Genomic DNA, 21,804 nt, shown 5'->3' with positions numbered 1-21,804 from the left:
TAATCCACTCCTGACGTTGGAATACAATAACAAATACTTTCAGGACGATGTAAAGTCCTGAAAAATCAAACTGAATGGATAGATAAATATTAGTCTTTTCTCATCGGATTCTTTTAATATCGCTACTCTTTTATTATGTAGTGGTTGTATTATCTTAAATAAAACAAAAACACCGACTTTACATTCTTGGGTGTAAAACTGGGTGTTTGTTTTGCAATCTGCTGATTTTCAGCGTTTGTTGCGGAGAGATAGGGATTCGAACCCCAGGAACCTCTCAGTTCAACGGTTTTCAAGACCGCCGCAATCGACCACTCTGCCATCTCTCCAGTCGTGCAACCGTTTTTCTCTCGATTGCGGTGCAAAGGTAATAAGTTTTTTTTTACTTCCTAGCGTTTGGTATTATATTTTTCTTTTTCGTTTATTATTTTTCTTTTAGCTATCCGTATGAACGTTTAAAGATAATTTATTGTTATTTTTGTAGACAGTATTAATACAGTAAACAGTTTTTTATGAGAAATTTAAAAGGTTTATTAGCAATCTCAGTCGTACTTCTTTTGGTTAGTTGTACAATGTCTGCAAAAACAGGAGAAAAGCAAGCAGAGAAAGCAACAACCGCGGAAGTTGTGCATCTAAATAAAACAGAGTTTCTTTCTAAAGTATTCGATTTCGAGAAAAGTCCGAATAAATGGGTTTACGAAGGAGACAAACCTTGCATAATTGATTTTTATGCTGACTGGTGTGGTCCGTGTAAGAAAGTAGCTCCTATTTTAAATGAGCTTGCTGAAACTTACAAAAACGACATTGTGATTTATAAAGTAAATGTTGACAAAGAAAAAGAGCTAGCCTCTGCATTCGGGATACAAAGTATACCAACATTTTTATTTATTCCGATGAACGGGCAACCTCAAGTTGCACAAGGTGCCCTACCTAAGGAAGCTTTTGTTGAACAAATTAATAGCTTCTTGCTCGGTAAAAAGAAATAAAAACGACGCAACAGTCTATATAAAAGCAAAAGAAAAGGTTTGTATCTGTTTTTAATAAAACTAAGATACAAACCTTTTCTTATTTAATTGCCCACCCTATTTCTTTTAGCCTTCTATTCAAATCAATTCAGTTGTTTATCTAAATTTCATCAGATAATTACCAATACAAAAAAGAGGATATCCTTAAAAGGATATCCTCTTTTTTATTTTAGCACCAGCACGAATTATTCAGCACTTTCAGCTGCAGGAGCTTCCTCTGCAGGAGCAGCTTCTTCAGCTTGAGCAGCAGCGGCTGCAGCTGCCAATTCTGCTTTCTTCTTAGCTACAACTTCTGCTTTTGCCTTATTTGCTTCTTTCTCTGCTTCCAGACGAGCCTTAGCTTCAGCTCTTGCAGCTTCGCTATCTTTGTCTTTTACAGCCTGAATAGAAGACTGTTTGTTTTTCAACCAAGCCTGAAATTTCTCTTCAGCTGCTGCTTCGTCGAAAGCACCCTTCTTTACACCTTCCAGCAAATGCTTTTTCATGCAAACTCCTTCACGAGAAAGAATATTGCGAGTTGTATCTGTAGGTTGTGCACCTACCTGTAACCAATACAAAGCTCTTTCGAAGTTCAAATCTACTGTAGCAGGATTAGTGTTCGGATTATAAGAACCTATCCTTTCAATAAATCTTCCATCACGTGGAGCCCTGCTGTCTGCGACTACAATCTGATAAAAAGCGTAGCTTTTACGACCGTGTCTTTGCAATCTAATTTTTGTTGCCATGTTTGAATAATTAATTTAAGCTGTTTGTATTAGCGGGTGCAAAGATAAGTTTTTTCGTCTTTAAAACAAACTTTTAAACAGAAAAACGTTTAAAAGTTAATGATTCACCATCCATTTATGCCTTAATCCCCGTAAACTTTTTTGTATATACTTGTTAAGTATGATAAGAGTCACGGCTACTATTATCAGAAGGATACCTAAAGCAACATGAGAAGTAAAAGGTTCACTAAATAGTAAAACACCGACACATACGGCTGTCACCGGTTCCATTGCCCCCAAAACAGCAGTCAATGTTGATCCTATATTATGCACTGCCTGTACTAAAGTGACATTAGAAATCACAGTCGGAACAATAGCTAATAAAATAAGATTCATCCATGACTGTCCATCCGGTATCGGTTGCAGCCCGCCATTCATCAATGCCTTAACAAGAAACATGAATGTACTGACTATAAATACATAAAAGGTAAGTTTCCGTCCATTCATAACATGTACCCTCGACTTATTTACCGTAACTATATATAAAGCATACCCTACAGCCGAAAAAAGAACAATAACTACACCAACAGGATTTAAAGCCAATTCTCCATCTCCTATAGAAAGACGTGCAACACCGGATACGGCTAAAAGAATAGCAAACACAGTTACCCATGAAGTCTTTTCTTTAAATACCGTCATCATAATAAGAGCGACAAATATAGGATAAGTGAAATGGAGCGTCGTAGCAATTCCTGCTGCCATAAAGTTATATCCCCAAAATAGGAACAATGAGGATATTGTATAAAATCCACCCAACAATATCAGCACCGGAATATCCCTTTTGTCTATCTGAAAAGATTGCTTTTCCACTTTCATAACTCCCGCCAGAGAAATCGCAGCAAAAAAGAAACGATAAAAAAGAATGGAATCAAACAGCATTCCACTAGCCATGAGAGGTAATGTAAATAACGGTATTAAACCAAACGTTACAGAAGTTGCAATACCAAACGCAAAACCTTTGAGGTTACTCATCGTAATTTCTTTTTTTTAAAACAATCAACATATACCTGCAGTTGCGATGATATACTTGTATACTAACTTTTACTCTAATAATCCGGTTATGGCATCAAGTATCTCTTTATCTGTAACCTCTTTATTATAGCCATTTATTACTTTCCTTATCGTTCGATGCTCATCCAGTATAAAAAAGACAGGAGCCGCTCCTCCAGTCCGATAGTCTTTAATTACAGCATCCGTAGCACTCAGGAACATATAAGTTATATTGTGTTTATCCACATAATTTTGTCTGGAATGTGCATTCCGTTTCCATGTTTCAATTGCCACAACTTCAAGTTTATCCTCGCCAAAGTCATCTTTTAATTTATTCAGGAAAGGAATGGATACCATACAAGGCCCACAGCCAATACCCGTAAATTCTAATAATACCACTTTGCTTTTAATGTCCGACAAAGATACAGTTTTTTCTTTTATATCGTTCAACGTCCAATCCGGAGCCTTTATTCCAGTAAGTTCCGGCAGAACCGGTACATTACGTTTTTGACCATACATACGAACTTCAAAGTCTTTCGGAAAATAATCAGATAAATTAAAATCTTCAATAGACAACCTATTATATTCAACATCCACGCATGTAACAGCGGAAATACTATGGCATTGCTCCCTCCTGTATTTATAAGGCAGGTCATCCGATTTTCGAATCCAAAGCTCATAAACAGATGTGGGATCAAAAGCATACGGATTATCCATATAATAAGCTTTTCCAAAGAATTCGACCTGTTTATCTTCTTTTATGGTTAATTTAAAGTGATAACATTCCGCCATATCATCAAGCTCCATCGTAATTTTGTCATTCGTTTCAAGTGCATATTTAATAACATTCTTAGTGAAGCTAAAAAAAGGTGGAGTAACAAGCCTGAACGGCAATTTCCTTACTGTAAAATCATCCAGAACGATATTCTTATCTTCATCATATACTATAGCTCTCTTTTTACCATCATATCCGCCATAAAATTCAATACTTGGCGTAAAGCATACATAAGAAGCACCAATAATAGTGTCAATAGGATTGTTATATTCATTCACTATGAATGGAGTCCGATAGGAGGCAATAGTATCTCCCGGTTCCCAGGCTTCCATAATCTCCGTATAGGTAGCAGACTCAATCTTCTCCAAATTATCTAACACTTTTCCCAGATAATCCTTCTTCATATCCTGAGCAGCATTTGTCATAGCAGACAATAAGAATGCAGAAATAATCAACAGTCGTGTTTTCATAGCAATATCTTTATTAGTTCAATCTATTATAATTTCGTAAAAAGCTATATAAAAGCATATTCCGAAACAATCGTTCATACAAATATAAAGAAAAGTCAGACCCGACAACTGTCAGACCTGACTTTTACCACCTTTTAACAGACTGTATAAAGGTTATCTTTTATCCCTTCTTATTTTAGAATGATTAAATTACAAAAGTAATCCCGCCGCTACTTCTTCGGCAACTGCTTCGCCTTTTAATGCAGCAACTAATGCCAATCCAAAATTAAATACTAATCCGGGACCTTTACCCGTAATGACATTGCCATCCACTTCTACCGCCTCACCCATGACATTTGCACCAACCAACTTTGGTTCGAAACCCGGATAACAAGTAGCATTACGGCCTTTCAACAAACCTAATCCTCCTAACACAAGCGGAGCGGCACAAATAGCAGCAACTACCTTTTGATTACGATATTGCTCTAAAAGCCTTTCTTTTAATGGCTCATAATTGTTTAAATTAATTGCCCCAGGCATACCTCCGGGTAAAACCAAAGCATCTGCATCCGTTAGATCTGTTTCTGCAAACAAACTATCTGTCACAAATTCCATACCATGAGCACCCGTTACTTTGCGTTCGCCCGTAATAGAAACGGTTTTCGCATCAATACCTCCGCGACGTAAAATATCTACGGTTCCAACAGCTTCCAGTTCTTCGAAGCCGGTAGCAAAGAATACATACGCTTTCTTCATGACTTTATCCGATTATATTATTTAAACTTATAAACATACGTAATTGTTCCGCTTTGGTTATTTGTTCCGTTAATGCTATTAAACTTAGCACGACGGGCAGCGTCCAAAGCACTTTTACGCATAGATGCATTATCAATATTAGTTCCCCGGCCTATCTCCGTAAATATCACATTCCCTTTCGGATCTACTGTAATATTAATCACTATACGCCCTTCCTCTTGTATGGTATAAGCAGGACGCGGTAGTCCTCCGGCTCCGATAGAACGACCATTCAGATTAAAAGAGCCGTAACCTCCCACTCCTTCATTTGCTCCATGATCGGAATTTCCAAACGGACTTCCCTGGTTGCCTGTTCCAGAAGCGGCATCGCCCTGACTATTACCATCGGTACTACCCATACCGAAAGCACCGGCTACTTTATTACTAATAGCCTGTTCTTTTTTACGTCGTTCGTCTGCTATACGCTTCTTTTCAGCTTCTTCTTTACGAATACGCTCCTTTTCTATCTCTTCCTTGCGTCTCTTCTCCGCTTCCTCTTTTTTCCGTTTCTCTTCTTTCTTTTTAGCCTCATTAATAGCGACACTCTCTTCGATATCCTGAGTTATCAATTCTTCTTTCGGAGCTTCAACCTTAGGTGCAGGTTCCGGAGGAGGAGGCGTTGTCGTCTCCTGAGGTAGTTCCTGTCCGGTATACTTAGGTTCAAACATTCCTGCAGCAGCATCTACGTTTCCGAAATTGACCAATACGCCTCCATCTTCATCGGGTATAATCGTTTTCAAAACCGAAAACCACAGGATAAGAAAAAGTACTGCATGGAAAGCAACCGTACCAACTATACCATATATGTCATCTTTATTAAACTTCATAGACGTTATTTCTGCGGACGTGTGGCAAGCACCATCTTAAACTTATTTTCGTTCGCTATATTCAAAATCTTTACAATTTCTTTATAAGGTACGGTTTCATCCGCATAAAGAGCTACAAACATTTCCGGTTCTTTGGCATAGCTATCTTGCAGAAACGGAGTAATCTCTTCAAATGAAACCTGTTTTTCCCGTTGGTTGCCAAAAGCTACATAATAATTCAAATTGGCATCTATCGTCACACGGGTAAGCGGTTTAGCTGCAGTTTGCTTCTGAGCTTGCGGCAAGGTGACTTTGATAGCATTCGGAATTACAACAGTAGAAGTAACCATAAAGAAAATCAACAATAGAAATATGACGTCCGTCATAGATGCCATGCTGAAAGATTCATTTACTTTTGTTCTTCTTTTTAAAGCCATCTCAATTAATTTGCTGGTTCGTTCAATAAATCCATAAATTCCATTGTACGGGCTTCCATCTTATTCACAACATTATCTACCTGGGAAACCAGATAGTTATATGCAAACAAAGCGATAATACCTACCACAAGACCTCCAACTGTTGTGACCAAAGCTTCATAAATACCATTAGACAGTAACGAAACGTCTACATTCGTTCCGGCATTAGCCATATCAAAAAACGCACGTACCATACCAGTCACAGTACCTAAGAACCCTAACATAGGGGCACCTGCCGCTGTCGTAGCAATCAAAGGAAAACCTTTTTCCAACTTTGCAATTTCCAGGTTGCCTACATTCTCTATTGCCACAAGGACATCATTCATAGGACGTCCCAAACGGGTGATTCCTTTTTCTATCATACGTGCAGAAGGCGTATTTGTACTACGACAAAGATTCAACGCCGAATCCAACTTACCTTCATGAATATAATCTTTAATACGGTTCATAAAAGACTCGTCCTCTTTACCGGCACGGCGGATAACCATTAACCGCTGCACAAAGATGTATATTGCCATCAGAGACAATAACAACAATACAATCATAATCCACCCGCCTTTAAATGCAAGGTCTATAACATTAATCTCAGCCTCTGTAGGAAGTGGTGCCACTGATGTCAGATCAGGCATCTGATCTGCTGCCTGTGCTCCTGTGGCCTGGAGTGAAAGTAAAATACTCATACTTAATTTAATTATGAATTTTCAATTTTTAATTTACGAAAGGCAATCCTTATATAGTTTAATAGTCTCTTTCAATCCATAATATAAAGCATCACAGATTAAAGCATGTCCTATAGAAACCTCATCCAACCAAGGAATGTTCTGATTAAAATACGCCAGATTATCCAAATTCAAGTCATGACCGGCATTTACTCCTAAGCCCAAACTTTTAGCTTGTTGTGCTGCAGCTATAAAGGGTGCGATAGCTTCTTCACGATTCTCCGGATATTTAGTTGCATACGGCTCCGTATAAAGTTCAATACGGTCGGTGCCGGTTTTTGCAGCCAGTACAATATTATCCAGATCTGTACCTACAAAAATAGATGTACGAATACCATGCGTAGTAAAAATATCAACTAACTCACTCAAACGGTCAAAATGAATTTTCACATCCCATCCTGCATTAGACGTTATTGCATCCGGAGCATCCGGAACAAGCGTAACTTGTGTAGGTTTCACCTTCAAAACCAAATCCACAAATGCATCACAGGGATAACCTTCTATGTTAAACTCTGTTTTAATCAACGGTTTCAAAGCAAACACATCACTGTAACGGATATGTCTTTCATCAGGACGAGGATGAACTGTAATCCCCTGAGCACCGAAAGATTCACAATTCTGAGCGACTTCCAGCACGTCCGGCATATTACCGCCACGCGCATTACGAATAGTTGCAACCTTGTTAATGTTTACACTTAAATTTGTCATCGAATATCGTTATATCTTTTTTTCTTGATTACATTTGCACAAAAGTATCGACAAATTTAGTAGGATTTGGGGAATTTACAGAAAAATGTTAGTAAAAGATTTCATAATGAAAGATATTCCGGTGTTAAAAAGTTTTGACACAGTAGAATACGCTTTAGGGCTAATGGATGATTTTAAACTTAAACATCTTCCATTACTAAATGAAAACACATATCAGTGTTTACTTTCGGAAAAAGATTTGTTAGCCATACCTAGCTCATCAATTACTATTGGCGAACCGGTAATGTTTGCACCCAGTGTACGTGAGGACAGTCATTTGCACGAAGCGCTTGCAATCATAACACGCTATGGCTTAAGCCTACTACCAGTCGTTTCCACCGAAGGCATTTACTCAGGAGCCATCACCCGGGATAAATTAATCGAGGCTTTATCCGAATTATGTAATGCAGAAGCAGAAGGAAGCATAATTGTCCTCGAAATGATGCCTCAGGATTATGTTCTTTCAGATATTGCCCGGCTGGTTGAATCCAACAATGCCCATGTTATAAATCTATTATCACATACGGATAAAGATACAGGAAAGTTGCTAATCTCCATTAAGATCGATCTGGAGGATGCATCGCCCGTTATACGCAGCTTTGAACGGTTTAATTATACCGTTCTCTACCATTTCATGGAAAAAGGAATGGTAGACGATGTTTTACAGCAGCGGATGGACGAATTGCTACATTATATGAATATGTAAAAGAAAGGACTAAAATTATGAAAGTAGGAGTTTTTGGCAGTAAACATCAGGTTGAAAAACAAAACCTAATCAAACGTCTATTTGAAAAACTACATACCCTGGAAGCCGAAGTATATGTAGACAGTCTATTTTACACATTCCTTACCGACGCTTTAGGATACGAGCCACCCATGTCGGGACTTATAAGTGGAGACGAATTTAACCTGGATGCTGCTTTAAGTATTGGCGGCGACGGGACATTCTTACGAACAGCAGCACGGGTAAACAAACAAAATATCCCGATACTCGGCATCAACACAGGACGTTTAGGATTCTTAGCAGATGTAAGCAGTAACGAAGTAGAAGATACTCTCGAAGAACTTTTCAAAAACTACTACCGCATAGAAGAACGCACTTTACTACGTCTTCATACGGAAGATCACATCTATCATGGCTATAATTACGCATTGAACGAGATCGCAATTCTAAAACGTGACACATCATCCATGATAACCATTCACACCTCGTTAAATGAAGATTATTTAACATCCTATCAGGCAGATGGCCTTGTCGTTGCCACACCTACAGGGTCTACAGCTTACTCTATGAGTGTAAACGGTCCTATCATACTGCCGCAAAGTAACAATATTGTATTAAGTCCCGTAGCTCCCCATTCATTAAATGTCCGTCCATTAGTCATACCTGATTCATATACAATTACATTAGGAGTAGAGAGCAGGAGCAGCAATTTTCTTATTGCGCTGGACGGCCGTTCGGAAGTATTCCCTACCGGTATAAAATTGGAAATAAGTAAAGCAAATTATACAACAAAGGTCATCAAGCGTTACAACCATACTTTTTACCAAACTTTGCGGGAAAAATTAATGTGGGGAGCAGACGCAAGAATGAAATAATGTTAAATATCAAAAGATTTACACCGAAAAGTTATGCTATAAAACATAAATACCATATATTTGCACTGTGTTTTTCATGGTATTAGATTTAAGGTTAACAATGAAGATTGGCTGTCCGTGATGGATAGCCTTTTTTGTTTTATACTGTTCCGCATACATAATCCAATACCCAATATAAATGAATAAAACGATATTACTTATTCAATAAAGCAAAACTACCATCAATAACAAGGAAAACAAAAAAACATTGCGCGCCGTATGAGCTAACGTTTTATTAAGTTCACGTCCCCGGTAAAGCTTCAACTCCATCCAGGTAGATATAAAAAGGACTGCAAAAGCACCAAATACAAAATGTATCCACCAAGCACTACTTAATAATAAAGGCATCACAATAAGTAATGCGGCTACCCCATTTATAAAATAAGCAACGCGACCAAAATTACGGCCAAATAAAACAATTGTAGTCCGCTTATTGGCTGCTTTATCTTGTTCGTAATCCCGGTAATTATTTACAATCAGAATATTGACAGACAACAAACCCAATGCCAATGATAATAAAAAAGACAATAGAGAAAAAGAAAGTGCTTGCACATAATAAGTAAAACAAACCGGAATCATTCCATAAAACAGTAACACGCAAACATCACCCAAACCATTATATGCCAACGGAAAAGGTCCTGCAGAATAAGCTAACACACATATCGCAATGGCTAAACCTACCGGAATAAGTTCCCAACCGGCATAAAACAAAAGCATACATCCGCAAAGACATGCCAATGCCAAAGTGACAAAAGTTCCTTTCAACATAGCTTTTGGAGTAATCCAACCCGAAGCCACCGCACGATCCGGTCCTAAACGGTCTTCTTTATCCGCTCCTTTCTTAAAATCAAAATAATCATTCGCAAAATTACTGGCAATTTGTGCCAATAAAGCTACTAATAAACAAAGTATAGCAGGCACCAGGCGAAACATACCATCACGATATGCCAAAGCACATCCTACTAACACCGGACTAAACGAAGCAGGCAATGTTTTTGGCCTGGCAGCTTCCAGCCATGCACTTAAAAGTGTTTTTTCTTCTTTCATATCGACCTTTTACATATTTTACCTGCAAAAGTAAAAACAAAAAAACCAAATAGTTGTTACTCTATTAAGATTTCATATATATTTGCAGCATGAAGAATATTCTATTTATAATAGGTCTGCTGATTGGTATGTTTCTACTTGCACCTGAAGATGGTGTAAATAGGGACAACAATACTATTGCTGCTAATCAGGAAACTATTATGAAAGAAAAAACTTCTGCCGATATACAACATCATCTGGAAATACTAAGCAGTGAATTAAAAGGCAGTAACGGTCTTACACCCCGCCGGAATATTCAAACAACCAATTACAACTTTGAGTTACGTATTCAAAAAGGGGCAGAAAAAACGCTACAGTTCATCCGCTTGAAAGGAATAAACGTACTCCATAAAGTATCTGAAACTAATTCAGATTGTCATACCATAAACTTATCAACTCTTCTCTGCCGGATGGGGCATCACATCTTTGTCCTCCGGAAACTCATCATTTGATTTATTGTGAATAATTGCGTCTTTGCGTATGGAAGCCATATCTTCTATACCATTTAATTATTGTGCTCTTTCAGCACAAATCAATTTATTATTCACTCTAAAATCATACAATTATGTCTAAAAATAAATCAGGCAAAGGCCGAATATATCTTTATGTTCTTATCACAATTGCAGGTTGCGTACTTGCGTGTAGTTCAATTATTACAAACGACTATTTGAAACTTGTTATCGTAATGGGCACACTTTGTGTCGGTTTATATGGGATCATGAGAGGTCTCAGTAATTCCGGGAACACGGAAGAAGCGACTGCGATTAACGAAGAGACATCCAAATAAGTGACGTACATAATTAAAAAAACAGAAAGATATGAAAATAAATAAAGATTTGGTAGATGCAGTTATGATGCTATCATTTATCACATTAGTATTAGTTGGTACTACCGACTTCTCTAACATAATGACTAAAGATGTAATAATGGGATGCTTAGGCTTTATCACCATAGTGATGGTTGTATTGCGTAGCATACAATTAAAGCAAGCAGCTCATGAAAAGCCAGAGGAATATGACTATGAATAAAGATTTAGAATATTCATTATAAGACAAATATTCCAATACAAAAACCTAACAAATGTCCGGAAAAACTTCCTATTGTTACTCCGAGGTGACTTGGGGTTACTTGAAATACGTTTTTCTGCCTATTAAAAAATAACTTGCTGTTTATTTGAGTATGGTATCTATAATACCTGCCAATAGGAAACCGGACATTTTTTTATCTTATTTTATTCAATCCGTTGCATATCTTTAATTAATTCACGAATATTGCATATAAATAAAACAATATGTAATATATTCATGTGCTTTTAAATAGCAATATTATTATGAAAAGACAATTCCTTATCATGCTTTTTTGTCTCTGTACAAGTACGGGGATACTTGTTGCGCAAAACCGATGGACAATTAATCCAAACGGAAGTATTTCATGGAAAGTAAAAGATAAGCTACCTCATTATGATCATATTGAAATGAGTGGTCTGAAAGTTTCAACCGTATTACGTTACGGGGTGAATCAAGATGGCTCCTTTCGACTGAATAAAAGCTTAGTGTGGCCTATGTTGCGAACAATTCCCAACAATACACACGCCAGCCTTACAAGAAAATTTGCATGGAATGCTCCCGAAATGATTACAGTAAACGGATTATCATTATTAAACGAAGAAGTCCATACAATAACATTAGACGGAACGATGATTGTAGAAAGCACCTTTTCCTTCCCCGGTAATGCAAGCATATCCATAACACGCACAATTTTCCCTTCTGTATCCAATCCTGCCATATACGAGAAATATATCTTGCAAAATACGGGTGAAACCAATATTACAGTCGAAGTCCCTGTTTCACGGACCATAACAAATACAGATCCTTCAATAGGTGTAGACGGTAGCTACAAACTTATATCCGAAATAACAGGTTCGGCAACCAAACAACTCCGGCCCAAAGAAACATTTGTATTTTATACATCCATAGCCGGATATAAAAACGGGGAAACAGAACTTAAGCCCGATATTGAAAAAGAATTGCAAGCCCGCAAAAGCCTTGTTTCCGGGTTATGGAATAATCTGATTCTTGAAACCCCGGATACTGTAATCAACACTATGTTTGCCTTTGCTAAGATACGCGGCTCCGAAAGCATATACGACACTAAAGGAGGATTGCTTCATGGTCCGGGAGGCGAATCTTACTATGCTGCAATCTGGGCTAACGACCAAGCCGAATATATCAATCCGTTCTTTCCATATTTAGGATATGAAACCGGAAATGCATCAGCCCTGAACTCTTTTAAGCACTTCGCACGGTTTATGAATCAGGAATATAGTAAGATACCAAGTTCCATTATAGCAGAAGGTACCGATGTATGGGGAGGAGCCGGCGACCGTGGCGATGCAGCGATGGTTGCATACGGGGCAGCGCGTTATGCTTTAGCCAAAGGAGATAAAGCAGAAGCTGAAGAACTATGGCCTTTGATTGAATGGTGCCTGGAATATTGCCATCGCCAGTTGAACAGCGAAGGTGTAGTAGCTTCCGATGCAGACGAATTGGAAAACCGTTTTCCGGCTGGCAAAGCCAACCTGTGTACATCCTCATTATATTATGATGCCCTATTATCTGCTGTATATTTAGGAAAAGATTTGCATAAGCCTTCGGCCCAATTGGCATCTTATGATAAACAGGCTAAGACTCTCCGCAAAAACATGGAAAGCTATTTCGAAGCCAACGTAGAAGGCTTCGATACATATCGATATTACAAAGGTAATGATATACTACGCTCATGGATTTGTATTCCGCTGACCGTTGGCATTTACGATCGTAAAGAAGGAACTATCCAAGCCCTTTTCTCCCCGCGTCTATGGACAAAAAACGGTTTGTTGACACAGGCCGGCAGCGAAACTTTCTGGGATCGTTCTACTTTGTACGCATTACGTGGAGTCTATGCGTGTGGTGAAACAGAGAAAGCAACCGAATATCTCAAGTTCTATTCCAACCAGCGTTTACTGGGAGAACATGTCCCCTATGCTATCGAAGCCTGGCCGGAAGGAAGTCAACGCCATTTATCGGCCGAAAGTGGGTTATATTGCCGCATCATAACAGAAGGTTTATTCGGAATCCGTCCTACCGGTTTAAAATCATTCGTTTTCACACCTCGCCTGCCTAAAGAATGGAATACAATGAGCTTACGGAACATTAAAGCATTCGGAACCTCTTTTGATATCGAAGTAAACCGAAACCAAAGTAAGATAGATATATCAGTCAAAATTGGTAATAAAACCTTATTACACAAAAACACTAAAGAAGGAGAAACTATAACGGTCGAACTACCAGGTAACACACGGTAATCCAACAATAAAAAAGGCGTCCCTAATGAAGAGACGCCTTTGCTGTTTTATTTATCATTATTACTACCATATAACCACACGGTCTGCAGGAGCCATATACATCGGATCACCCTCTTTTATTCCGAAAGCAGCATAGAAGTCATCTATATTACGTAAAGCAGCATTCACACGCCATTTACCCAAAGAATGAGGATCAATCTTTGTAAGACGAAGAATCTCTTCCGGTCTGATATTCTGCCCCCACAAAGTTGCATAACCTAAATAGAAGCGCTGATCATCAGTAAAACCATCAATCGGGGCCGGAGCCTCTTTACCCTTCAATGAATTTTTATAAGCCTGATGTGCTACCAGCAATCCGCCATGGTCGGCAATGTTCTCACCCAGTGTAAAACGACCATTAGCATGTACTGTATCTAATACAATAATATTATTATATTGTTCAACCAGTTTGTCGGCGCGTTCTGTAAAACGCTTAGCATCATCGGCAGTCCACCAGTCAGTCAGATTACCGTCTTTATCATAATTACGTCCCTGATCGTCAAAACCATGAGTCATCTCATGTCCGATCACCACGCCAATAGCACCATAATTTACAGCATCATCGGCATCCGGATTAAAGAACGGAGGCTGGAGAATTGCAGCAGGGAAACAAATCTCATTCGTTGTCGGGTTATAATAAGCATTAACCGTTTGAGGTGTTATGAGCCAACGGGATTTATCCACCGGTTTATTCAAGTCCGCCAGATAATATTCAGCATCAAAAATATTAGAACGGCGCACATTAGCCCAATACGAATCGTCCTTTATTTCCAGGCCGCTGTAATCGCGCCATTTATCAGGATAACCTATCTTTACACCAAAAGCAGCCAGTTTTTCCTGAGCTTTTTCCTTGGTTACATTGCTCATCCATTCCAATGAAGCAATACGTTCGCCCAATGCTTTCTGCAAATTTCCAACCAGCTGAAGCATTTTTTCTTTAGAAGAAGCCGGAAAATACTTTGCTACATACATTTCGCCGACAGCTTCACCCAAAGCTCCATTCACAGTAGAAAGAGAACGTTTCCAACGTGGTTTCTGTTCCTGCTGTCCCGACATAACCTTCCCGTAGAAATCAAAAGAAGCAGTTACAAAATCGTCACTCAGGTAAGGAGCTGCTGCGTTCAGCAAGTTAAATGCCAGATAAGCCTTCTGCTCATCAATCGATGTGTTTTTGAACAAATCTTCCAAACCTTTATAGAAATTAATCTGTTTGGCATCCAACTCCTTCAAATCCGGAACGCCTAAAGACTGGAAATAAACATCCCAGTCCAAAGCACTGCTATGCTTTTTAAAGTCTTCAAATGAAAGTTTATTGTAATTCTTTTGCGAATCGCGCAATTCTTCGCGACTTGAAGATATCTGAGCAATATTCTTTTCGATTTTCATTACAGCATTTACAGCAGCATCAGCCTGTTCGGGAGTATATCCAGCCAAAGTGAATAATTTATTAATATAAGCCTGGTATGCATCACGCATCTTTTCACTTGCTTCGTCTGTTTGTAAATAATAATCGCGATCGCCCATGCCTATTCCTGCCTGATACAGCCCCATAATATTCATAGAACTATTCTTTTCATCAGCAGCTACAAAATAAACAAAGAACGGAGACATACCTCCTTTATGCAAGGTGGCAACCATTTTTGAAATATCGGATTTTGTAACCAACGAATTGATAGCAGCCAGCTCTTCCTTAACAGGATTTACACCATCGGCGTTCAGTTTTGTGCTATCCAGCCCCATCGCATATAAAGTACCTATTTTCTGGGCTACGGTTCCGGCTTGTTGGGGAGTAGTTCCCAATTCATCAATCAAATTACGGAGTTGCTCCTGATTATTTTCCATTAATACATTAAAAGTACCAAAACTTGAATATTCAGGTTTCAACGGATTATTTTTAATCCATCCGCCACATGCATATTCGTAAAAATCAGTACCCGAAGCCACTGTCGTATCCATATTTGCCAGATCAATGGCTTTCACTTTTGCAATCTCTTTCACAGGAGTATTGCAGCCCACCAAAGCAACCATACAAGCTGCCATAAGCGGTAACATCTTCGTTTTTTTCATTTTACTAACTTTAAGCCTTAAAAGATGGTGCAAAGGTAGTATAAATAAAAACAAATAGCCTACCAACAACCTTTATTTAACGCCAGTAATTTAACAAAATAATAAAGTATGCAAGGCAAATAACAGAAATTGCTAACTTTGCCCGCAGAATAGAGAAACACTAAAAAATATAGACATTATGAAACCTACATTATTTGTTCTGGCAGCCGGCATGGGTAGCCGTTACGGAGGATTAAAACAATTAGACGGCCTTGGCCCCAACGGCGAGACAATTATGGACTATTCTATTTTCGATGCTATTCGTGGCGGATTCGGAAAATTGGTATTTGTTATCCGCAAATCATTTGAAAAAGATTTCCGCGAAAAAATTATCTCCAAATATGAAAACCATATTCCTGTCGAAGTAGTATTTCAGGATTTAAACGACCTGCCGGAAGGGTTTACTTGTCCTGAAGGACGCGAAAAACCGTGGGGAACAAACCACGCTGTACTTATGGGGAAAAAGGTGATTAACGAACCTTTTGCCGTAATCAATGCAGACGATTTTTACGGACGCGATAGTTTTGCCGTATTAGGTAAAGCTCTAACCGGAATGACAGGTAAGAAAAACGACTATTGCATGGTTGGCTACCGTGTTGGCAATACATTGAGTGAGAGCGGCTCCGTTGCCCGTGGCGTTTGCGAGACAAATACGGCAGGCTTCCTGACTGGCGTTGTTGAGCGTACTGCAATCGAACGTATTGACGGAGATATCCAATTTACAGACGAAAACGGAAAGAAAGTCGTATTAGAAGAAAATACACCTGTTTCCATGAATATGTGGGGGTTTACTCCTGATTATTTTGAATATTCAGAAGAATTTTTCAAAGAATTCCTGAAAGCAAATATGGGTAATCTTAAAAGCGAATATTTCATTCCTTTAATGGTAAACAAACTGATAACAGAAAACACCGCCCGTGTGAAAGTTTTAGATACTACATCTAAATGGTTCGGCGTTACCTATGCTGCAGACCGTCAAGGTGTGGTTGATAAGATACAGGCATTAGTGAATGCCGGAGAATATCCTTCAAAGCTATTCTGATTCAAAAATCAAATAACAGACAAATTGGCTATGCGATTGCAAGAGTAGAAAAGCGCAGATGATCAATTATTCATATTTTATTCATATTTTTGCCTCCAAATTAATTGCAAATAAAATATGAAACGAATCCTTACTTTGTTGTTTGTTTCGGTATTTATTCTTTCGCATTGCCCGTTACATGCGCAAGAAACCGAGACATTGGTGCTGATTGATACGGATATGGGTAAGATTAAGGTGAAACTGTTTAATGACACACCTCAACATAGGGACAACTTTATCAAGAACGTAAAAGAAAAACTATACGACGGATTGTTATTCCATCGTGTCATAAAGCAATTTATGATTCAGGGTGGAGATATTACATCAAAAGATGCCCCTATGGACAAACATCTGGGAGACGGAGATCCTGATTATACTATCCCGGCAGAAATAGTTTTCCCTAAATATTTCCATAAACGGGGAATGCTATGTGCTGCCCGTACGGGAGATGAAGAGAATCCGGAAAAGGCATCCTCGGCCTCTCAATTCTATATTGTAACCGGCAAATATTACACGGAAATGGAACTGGATAAAATGACCAAGGAAAAAGGTACAACCTTTACACCCGAACAAAAACAAGCCTATATGCTGGAAGGTGGAACACCCCATCTGGATGGTAACTATACTATTTTCGGCGAGGTAGTTAGCGGCATGAAAGCAGTAGACAAAATACAATTTACGGAAACCAACGAGAACGACCGCCCAGTAAAAAACATCAAGATTAAAACAATGACTATTGTTAATAAATAAAGATTGAAATATGGAGAATCAAGTAACAGAAACACTTGTAATGATGCACACCAATAAAGGCGACATCAAACTGAAATTATATAACGATACGCCAAAACATCGCGACAACTTTATTAAACTGGTAAAAGACGGACAATATAACGGCCTCCTTTTTCACCGTGTTATTAAAGATTTCATGATACAGGGCGGTGACATTACATCCAAAGACGCACCAATGAACAAGCAATTAGGGGCAGGAGATTTGGGTTACACCGTGCCGGCTGAATTTGCCTATCCGAAATATTTCCATAAGCAAGGAGCCTTGTGTGCCGCACGTACAGGAGATGAAGTAAACCCAAACAAAGAGTCTTCGGCTTCACAATTCTATATTGTAACCGGCAAAAAATATAATGACAGCGAACTGAGCCAGATGGAAAAACAGATGGAAAGCCAATTGAAACAATCCATCTTTGCGCGCCTGCAAACAGAAAACAAATCCAAAATTATGGAGCTTTACCGGAGTGGCAACAGAGACGAACTAAATATCCTTAAAGATACATTAATAGGCAAAACAGAACTGGAAGCCGAGAAACGTAAAGAAGAAACCAAATTAAATCCGGAAGTACGCGAGATTTATAAAACAATCGGAGGCGTTCCTTTTCTGGATAATCAATATACGGTTTACGGAGAAGTAGTTGAAGGACTAGACGTGGTAAACAATATACAGAATGTTAAGACCAATAAACAAGACCGTCCAACCGAAAATATTGTTATAGAATCCATAGAAATACTTTAATATAACATATAGTGGCATACAAATAATTCCGGATTGTTTGTATGCCATTATCATGTAAATGCGCTTCATATCTCCACATGTTTTCCAATTACATAGAACACTATAAAAAAACTATTCGCCTGGGTGTGCCTATAATGTTAGGACAACTGGGCATTATCATTGTTGGATTTGCCGATAATATAATGGTAGGCCACCATAGTACAAACGAGTTGGCAGCCGCTTCATTTGTAAATAATTTCTTTAACCTGGCTTTCATCTTCGGAATGGGGTTCTCTTACGGACTAACGCCTATCATCGGTGGGTTATTTGCCGGAAAAGATTACACTAAAGCCGGCGAAACACTGAAGAACAGTCTTTTTATCAATTTCATTGTTGGAATATTAATCAGTCTTTGCATGCTGGTGTTACTGCTCAACATCGATGTATTAAATCAGCCAAACGAACTGATGCCTTACATCAGGCCATATTATATATTGCAATTATTTTCCGTCATTTTTGCTATGTTATTCAACTCTTTCAAGCAATTCAGCGATGGAATAACAGATACGTTAACTCCCATGTGGATTATGCTTAGCGCAAACGTACTTAATATAATAGGCAATTATTTCCTGATATACGGTCGTTGTGGCGTACCGGAAATGGGGCTGACCGGAGCCGGTATATCTACTCTGGCAAGTCGTATCATTACCTTCTTCTCATTCTTATATATATTCACCCACCATAGTAAATACAGCCGGTTTTTAACCGGATTCAAACAAGGTATTATCAACCGTATCAACCTGAACAATCTGGTTCGGTTAGGATTTCCTGTAGGATTACAGATGGGCGTAGAAACCGGCTCATTCAGCCTGAGTGTTATTATGATGGGATGGTTGGGAAGTACGGCACTGGCAGCGCATCAGGTTGTCGGGGTAATCACCACCTTGGGTTTTATGGTTTACTACGGCATTGCAGCAGCCGTAACCATACGTGTAAGCAGTTATAAAGAGTGGAACGATTACAGCAGCATCCATTATGCTTCTTTCGCCGGATTACATCTGACTATGTTTGTTGCTATAGTCGTAGTATCGCTTATTCTGATTTTCAAAAACAGCATGGGATATTTGTTTACTCCGGAAAAACAGGTAGTGGAAATGGTGGCGCTTCTATCCTACTCAGTCATCCTTTACCAATTCGGAGACGGATTACAAATATTATTTGCCAATGCGTTAAGAGGAATCTCGGACGTAAAATATATGGCTTATATGGCTTTTGTCTGCCACTTCGGATTAGCCCTGCCAATTGGTTACCTGTGCGGATTCATATTCGACTGGGGTGCCATTGGTGTATGGTGCGGATTTCCGGTCAGCCTTACAACGTTAGGCATTTTATTGTGGAGAAGATTCAACAAACTTACTCTGCAAAGTAAAAATATCCAGGTTACTCCCTAATTCATTAAAAACCCTTATCTTTGAGCGTCGCTAAACAAAGATAAGAATTATGGACTACGGATTTGTTAAAGTAGCTACGGCCATACCACATGTATTGGTTGCAGATTGTTTCTATAATATCCAACAAATAAAAGGGTTAATACACAAGGCTTCAGAAAAGGGGGTACAGATCATAGCTTTTCCGGAACTGTCGGTAACCTCCTATACCTGCTTTGATCTGTTCACTCAACAAACATTACTTCGTAATGCCGAAAAGGCTCTACTACAACTAGTTGACGGAACCGGCAATTCGGGAATACTCTCCATTGTAGGTTGTCCTCTGGTAACCGAAAACAGATTGATAAATGCTGCCGTTATCTTTCAATGCGGCAAAATAGTAGCTGTAGTACCGAAGACATACCTGCCCAATTATAAAGAATTTCAGGAACAACGTTGGTTTACTTCAGCCGACGATCTGAACAGCGATACTATTATAATAGGCAATCAATCCTATCCGCTTGGCCGCCATCTTATTTTTGCACAAGATAAAATAAAGATCGGCATTGAAATATGTGAAGATTTATGGGTTCCTGTTCCTCCCAGTTCTTTGCTGGCAATACAAGGAGCAAACTTATTATTCAATATTTCGGCAAGCAACGAGCTGATAGGCAAACATCATTATCTACGTTCATTAATCAGTCAGCAATCGGCGCGTTGTCTGGCAGGTTATATTTATTCATCGGCGGGATTTGGAGAGTCGAGCACTGACCTCGTATTTGCCGGCAACGGCATCATTGCAGAAAACGGCAAGATATTAAACGAATCCGAACGTTTCTGTATGGAAGAACAACTTATCATAAGCGAAATTGATATTCAGAATCTGCAAAACGACAGATTGACAAATACCAGTTTCTCACAAGAAAACGTCGGACTTTCTCAAAAAAACTATACGGTCATTCCTGTAACACTACCTGAATTTTCCGGTAAACTTACGCGTCCTATAGATCCGCATCCTTTCATACCGTCCGGTGATGCCCTGAACGAACGGTGCAATGAAATATTTCACATTCAAGTAGCAGGTCTTGTCAAACGTTTGTTGCATACCCATGCTCAAACAGCAATAATAGGTATCTCCGGCGGCTTGGATTCTACGCTGGCGCTTCTCGTTGCCGTTATGACATTCGATGCCCTGCATATTTCACGCAAACACATAATCGGAATCACAATGCCGGGATTTGGCACCACCGGAAGAACTTACAATAATGCCGTAAATCTGATACATTCTTTAGGGGTGACACTCCGGGAAATTTCTATTAAAGATGCCTGTATACAGCACTTCAAAGATATTCATCATGATATGAATGTACATAATGTTACTTACGAGAACAGCCAGGCCCGTGAACGCACGCAAATACTAATGGATGTTGCCAATCAGGAAAACGGTTTAGTAATCGGAACCGGTGATTTGTCGGAATTGGCTCTCGGCTGGGCTACATATAATGGAGATCATATGTCTATGTACGGTGTAAACGGAAGCATACCAAAAACACTGGTTAAATATCTGGTTGAATGGGTGGCTCTTCATAAAGTCGATGAAACGTCACGTCTTACTTTATTGGATATTATCGACACACCAATCAGTCCGGAACTAATCCCGGCAGATGAAAACGGTAACATCAAACAAAAAACAGAAGATTTAGTAGGTCCTTACGAACTACATGATTTCTATCTTTATCATTTCTTACGTTTCGGTTCTACTCCGTCCAAGATATATTATTTGGCTCAAAAAGCCTTTACTGGCAAATATGATAATGTAACAATCAAAAGATGGTTGCATACCTTTTTCCGCCGTTTCTTCCAGCAACAATTTAAGCGTAATTGTCTGCCCGACGGGCCAAAAGTCGGCTCAATCAGTCTCTCACCCCGAGGAGACTGGCGTATGCCCAGTGATGCAATGGCTACGTTATGGTTAAAAGAAATAGAAGGACTGGAATAATTGCCCCCGATCATTTTATCAAATCATAACGATGTTTC

Annotated in this window: 21 protein-coding genes and 1 tRNA gene; 11 read left to right on the top strand and 11 right to left on the bottom strand. The window is 39.0% G+C overall.

Going from position 1 to position 21,804, the window contains the following annotated elements; genetic code table 11:
• Nucleotides 1–241: 241 nt before the first annotated feature.
• Nucleotides 242–326, bottom strand: a tRNA-Ser gene (locus ACYIB7_RS06125).
• A 183-nt stretch (nucleotides 327–509) separates the two neighbouring features.
• Between ACYIB7_RS06125 and trxA the strand changes: the two genes are divergently transcribed.
• On the top strand, nucleotides 510–983 hold the full coding sequence (trxA, locus tag ACYIB7_RS06120) for a thioredoxin (RefSeq protein ID WP_103983727.1): 474 nt from the start codon (nucleotides 510–512) through the stop codon (nucleotides 981–983).
• 224 nt (nucleotides 984–1,207) lie between these two features.
• On the opposite strand, the gene ACYIB7_RS06115 is transcribed toward trxA, so the two are convergent.
• The 8 genes from ACYIB7_RS06115 to ACYIB7_RS06080 form a co-directional block, all read right to left on the bottom strand.
• Nucleotides 1,208–1,747 carry a 30S ribosomal protein S16 gene (locus ACYIB7_RS06115; RefSeq protein ID WP_099463029.1) on the bottom strand — a complete coding sequence of 180 codons (540 nt, stop codon included), beginning with the start codon at nucleotides 1,745–1,747 and terminating at the stop codon, nucleotides 1,208–1,210.
• Nucleotides 1,748–1,843: 96 nt separating this feature from the next.
• On the bottom strand, nucleotides 1,844–2,758 hold the full coding sequence (locus ACYIB7_RS06110) for a DMT family transporter (protein WP_103983728.1): 915 nt from the start codon (nucleotides 2,756–2,758) through the stop codon (nucleotides 1,844–1,846).
• A 69-nt stretch (nucleotides 2,759–2,827) separates the two neighbouring features.
• Nucleotides 2,828–4,021, bottom strand: coding sequence for a peroxiredoxin family protein (locus ACYIB7_RS06105; protein ID WP_103983729.1), 1,194 nt, complete (start codon nucleotides 4,019–4,021; stop codon nucleotides 2,828–2,830).
• A 189-nt stretch (nucleotides 4,022–4,210) separates the two neighbouring features.
• A complete protein-coding gene (locus ACYIB7_RS06100) occupies nucleotides 4,211–4,756 on the bottom strand; it encodes a DJ-1 family glyoxalase III (RefSeq protein WP_480338340.1) in 546 nt (181 codons plus the stop codon).
• Between the two features lie 17 nt (nucleotides 4,757–4,773).
• Nucleotides 4,774–5,622 carry an energy transducer TonB family protein gene (locus ACYIB7_RS06095; RefSeq protein ID WP_480338339.1) on the bottom strand — a complete coding sequence of 283 codons (849 nt, stop codon included), beginning with the start codon at nucleotides 5,620–5,622 and terminating at the stop codon, nucleotides 4,774–4,776.
• A gap of 5 nt (nucleotides 5,623–5,627) precedes the next feature.
• The gene (locus ACYIB7_RS06090; protein ID WP_099463034.1) at nucleotides 5,628–6,038 is read right to left on the bottom strand and encodes an ExbD/TolR family protein; all 411 of its coding nucleotides are present in this window, start codon (nucleotides 6,036–6,038) and stop codon (nucleotides 5,628–5,630) included.
• Between the two features lie 5 nt (nucleotides 6,039–6,043).
• Nucleotides 6,044–6,757 carry a MotA/TolQ/ExbB proton channel family protein gene (locus tag ACYIB7_RS06085; protein ID WP_099463035.1) on the bottom strand — a complete coding sequence of 238 codons (714 nt, stop codon included), beginning with the start codon at nucleotides 6,755–6,757 and terminating at the stop codon, nucleotides 6,044–6,046.
• A 33-nt stretch (nucleotides 6,758–6,790) separates the two neighbouring features.
• Nucleotides 6,791–7,504: a pyridoxine 5'-phosphate synthase gene (locus ACYIB7_RS06080; RefSeq protein WP_103983732.1), complete on the bottom strand. Its 714-nt coding sequence runs from the start codon at nucleotides 7,502–7,504 to the stop codon at nucleotides 6,791–6,793.
• 85 nt (nucleotides 7,505–7,589) lie between these two features.
• On the opposite strand from ACYIB7_RS06080, the gene ACYIB7_RS06075 reads away from it, so the two are divergent.
• Nucleotides 7,590–8,249: a CBS domain-containing protein gene (locus ACYIB7_RS06075; RefSeq protein ID WP_099463037.1), complete on the top strand. Its 660-nt coding sequence runs from the start codon at nucleotides 7,590–7,592 to the stop codon at nucleotides 8,247–8,249.
• Between the two features lie 17 nt (nucleotides 8,250–8,266).
• Nucleotides 8,267–9,142, top strand: coding sequence for an NAD kinase (locus ACYIB7_RS06070; RefSeq protein WP_103983733.1), 876 nt, complete (start codon nucleotides 8,267–8,269; stop codon nucleotides 9,140–9,142).
• A 201-nt stretch (nucleotides 9,143–9,343) separates the two neighbouring features.
• Here the strand turns inward: ACYIB7_RS06070 and ACYIB7_RS06065 are convergent, their stop codons facing one another.
• Entirely contained in the window at nucleotides 9,344–10,228 is an 885-nt protein-coding gene (locus ACYIB7_RS06065; RefSeq protein WP_103983734.1) for a 1,4-dihydroxy-2-naphthoate polyprenyltransferase, read from the bottom strand.
• A gap of 89 nt (nucleotides 10,229–10,317) precedes the next feature.
• On the opposite strand from ACYIB7_RS06065, the gene ACYIB7_RS06060 reads away from it, so the two are divergent.
• The 3 genes from ACYIB7_RS06060 to ACYIB7_RS06050 all read left to right on the top strand — a co-directional run bounded on the left by ACYIB7_RS06060 (nucleotide 10,318) and on the right by ACYIB7_RS06050 (nucleotide 13,610).
• A complete protein-coding gene (locus ACYIB7_RS06060) occupies nucleotides 10,318–10,719 on the top strand; it encodes a hypothetical protein (RefSeq protein WP_103983735.1) in 402 nt (133 codons plus the stop codon).
• A gap of 366 nt (nucleotides 10,720–11,085) precedes the next feature.
• Nucleotides 11,086–11,295, top strand: a complete 210-nt coding sequence (locus ACYIB7_RS06055; protein WP_103983736.1) for a hypothetical protein — start codon at nucleotides 11,086–11,088, stop codon at nucleotides 11,293–11,295.
• A gap of 302 nt (nucleotides 11,296–11,597) precedes the next feature.
• On the top strand, nucleotides 11,598–13,610 hold the full coding sequence (locus tag ACYIB7_RS06050; RefSeq protein ID WP_103983737.1) for a glucosidase family protein: 2,013 nt from the start codon (nucleotides 11,598–11,600) through the stop codon (nucleotides 13,608–13,610).
• A 63-nt stretch (nucleotides 13,611–13,673) separates the two neighbouring features.
• Here the strand turns inward: ACYIB7_RS06050 and ACYIB7_RS06045 are convergent, their stop codons facing one another.
• Nucleotides 13,674–15,716 (bottom strand): M13 family metallopeptidase, encoded by a 2,043-nt coding sequence (locus tag ACYIB7_RS06045; protein ID WP_103983738.1) that lies wholly within the window; start codon nucleotides 15,714–15,716, stop codon nucleotides 13,674–13,676.
• Nucleotides 15,717–15,894: 178 nt separating this feature from the next.
• On the opposite strand from ACYIB7_RS06045, the gene ACYIB7_RS06040 reads away from it, so the two are divergent.
• The 5 genes from ACYIB7_RS06040 (at nucleotide 15,895) to ACYIB7_RS06020 (ending at nucleotide 21,766) form a co-directional block, all read left to right on the top strand.
• Complete coding sequence (locus ACYIB7_RS06040; RefSeq protein WP_103983739.1) at nucleotides 15,895–16,797, top strand: glycosyltransferase family protein; 903 nt, start codon at nucleotides 15,895–15,897, stop codon at nucleotides 16,795–16,797.
• Nucleotides 16,798–16,914: 117 nt separating this feature from the next.
• Nucleotides 16,915–17,586 carry a peptidylprolyl isomerase gene (locus ACYIB7_RS06035; protein ID WP_103983740.1) on the top strand — a complete coding sequence of 224 codons (672 nt, stop codon included), beginning with the start codon at nucleotides 16,915–16,917 and terminating at the stop codon, nucleotides 17,584–17,586.
• A gap of 10 nt (nucleotides 17,587–17,596) precedes the next feature.
• Nucleotides 17,597–18,361, top strand: coding sequence for a peptidylprolyl isomerase (locus tag ACYIB7_RS06030; RefSeq protein WP_103983741.1), 765 nt, complete (start codon nucleotides 17,597–17,599; stop codon nucleotides 18,359–18,361).
• 77 nt (nucleotides 18,362–18,438) lie between these two features.
• Nucleotides 18,439–19,791: an MATE family efflux transporter gene (locus tag ACYIB7_RS06025; protein WP_480338338.1), complete on the top strand. Its 1,353-nt coding sequence runs from the start codon at nucleotides 18,439–18,441 to the stop codon at nucleotides 19,789–19,791.
• 49 nt (nucleotides 19,792–19,840) lie between these two features.
• On the top strand, nucleotides 19,841–21,766 hold the full coding sequence (locus ACYIB7_RS06020) for an NAD(+) synthase (RefSeq protein WP_480338337.1): 1,926 nt from the start codon (nucleotides 19,841–19,843) through the stop codon (nucleotides 21,764–21,766).
• Nucleotides 21,767–21,804 lie beyond the last annotated feature (38 nt).

The organism is Parabacteroides sp. KHUB-03, from assembly GCF_056640975.1.
Note: the sequence above shows the minus strand (reverse complement) of the source record. Positions and strands in the feature narration are given on the sequence as shown.

Bases quoted from the DNA above. Each gene is read 5' to 3' on its own strand.
- trxA (WP_103983727.1), top strand. From the start codon at position 510: ATGAGAAATTTAAAAGGTTTATTAGCAATCTCAGTCGTACTTCTTTTG.
- ACYIB7_RS06115 (WP_099463029.1), bottom strand. From the start codon at position 1,747: ATGGCAACAAAAATTAGATTGCAAAGACACGGTCGTAAAAGCTACGCT.
- ACYIB7_RS06110 (WP_103983728.1), bottom strand. From the start codon at position 2,758: ATGAGTAACCTCAAAGGTTTTGCGTTTGGTATTGCAACTTCTGTAACG.
- ACYIB7_RS06105 (WP_103983729.1), bottom strand. From the start codon at position 4,021: ATGAAAACACGACTGTTGATTATTTCTGCATTCTTATTGTCTGCTATG.
- ACYIB7_RS06100 (WP_480338340.1), bottom strand. From the start codon at position 4,756: ATGAAGAAAGCGTATGTATTCTTTGCTACCGGCTTCGAAGAACTGGAA.
- ACYIB7_RS06095 (WP_480338339.1), bottom strand. From the start codon at position 5,622: ATGAAGTTTAATAAAGATGACATATATGGTATAGTTGGTACGGTTGCT.
- ACYIB7_RS06090 (WP_099463034.1), bottom strand. From the start codon at position 6,038: ATGGCTTTAAAAAGAAGAACAAAAGTAAATGAATCTTTCAGCATGGCA.
- ACYIB7_RS06085 (WP_099463035.1), bottom strand. From the start codon at position 6,757: ATGAGTATTTTACTTTCACTCCAGGCCACAGGAGCACAGGCAGCAGAT.
- ACYIB7_RS06080 (WP_103983732.1), bottom strand. From the start codon at position 7,504: ATGACAAATTTAAGTGTAAACATTAACAAGGTTGCAACTATTCGTAAT.
- ACYIB7_RS06075 (WP_099463037.1), top strand. From the start codon at position 7,590: ATGTTAGTAAAAGATTTCATAATGAAAGATATTCCGGTGTTAAAAAGT.
- ACYIB7_RS06070 (WP_103983733.1), top strand. From the start codon at position 8,267: ATGAAAGTAGGAGTTTTTGGCAGTAAACATCAGGTTGAAAAACAAAAC.
- ACYIB7_RS06065 (WP_103983734.1), bottom strand. From the start codon at position 10,228: ATGAAAGAAGAAAAAACACTTTTAAGTGCATGGCTGGAAGCTGCCAGG.
- ACYIB7_RS06060 (WP_103983735.1), top strand. From the start codon at position 10,318: ATGAAGAATATTCTATTTATAATAGGTCTGCTGATTGGTATGTTTCTA.
- ACYIB7_RS06055 (WP_103983736.1), top strand. From the start codon at position 11,086: ATGAAAATAAATAAAGATTTGGTAGATGCAGTTATGATGCTATCATTT.
- ACYIB7_RS06050 (WP_103983737.1), top strand. From the start codon at position 11,598: ATGAAAAGACAATTCCTTATCATGCTTTTTTGTCTCTGTACAAGTACG.
- ACYIB7_RS06045 (WP_103983738.1), bottom strand. From the start codon at position 15,716: ATGAAAAAAACGAAGATGTTACCGCTTATGGCAGCTTGTATGGTTGCT.
- ACYIB7_RS06040 (WP_103983739.1), top strand. From the start codon at position 15,895: ATGAAACCTACATTATTTGTTCTGGCAGCCGGCATGGGTAGCCGTTAC.
- ACYIB7_RS06035 (WP_103983740.1), top strand. From the start codon at position 16,915: ATGAAACGAATCCTTACTTTGTTGTTTGTTTCGGTATTTATTCTTTCG.
- ACYIB7_RS06030 (WP_103983741.1), top strand. From the start codon at position 17,597: ATGGAGAATCAAGTAACAGAAACACTTGTAATGATGCACACCAATAAA.
- ACYIB7_RS06025 (WP_480338338.1), top strand. From the start codon at position 18,439: ATGTTTTCCAATTACATAGAACACTATAAAAAAACTATTCGCCTGGGT.
- ACYIB7_RS06020 (WP_480338337.1), top strand. From the start codon at position 19,841: ATGGACTACGGATTTGTTAAAGTAGCTACGGCCATACCACATGTATTG.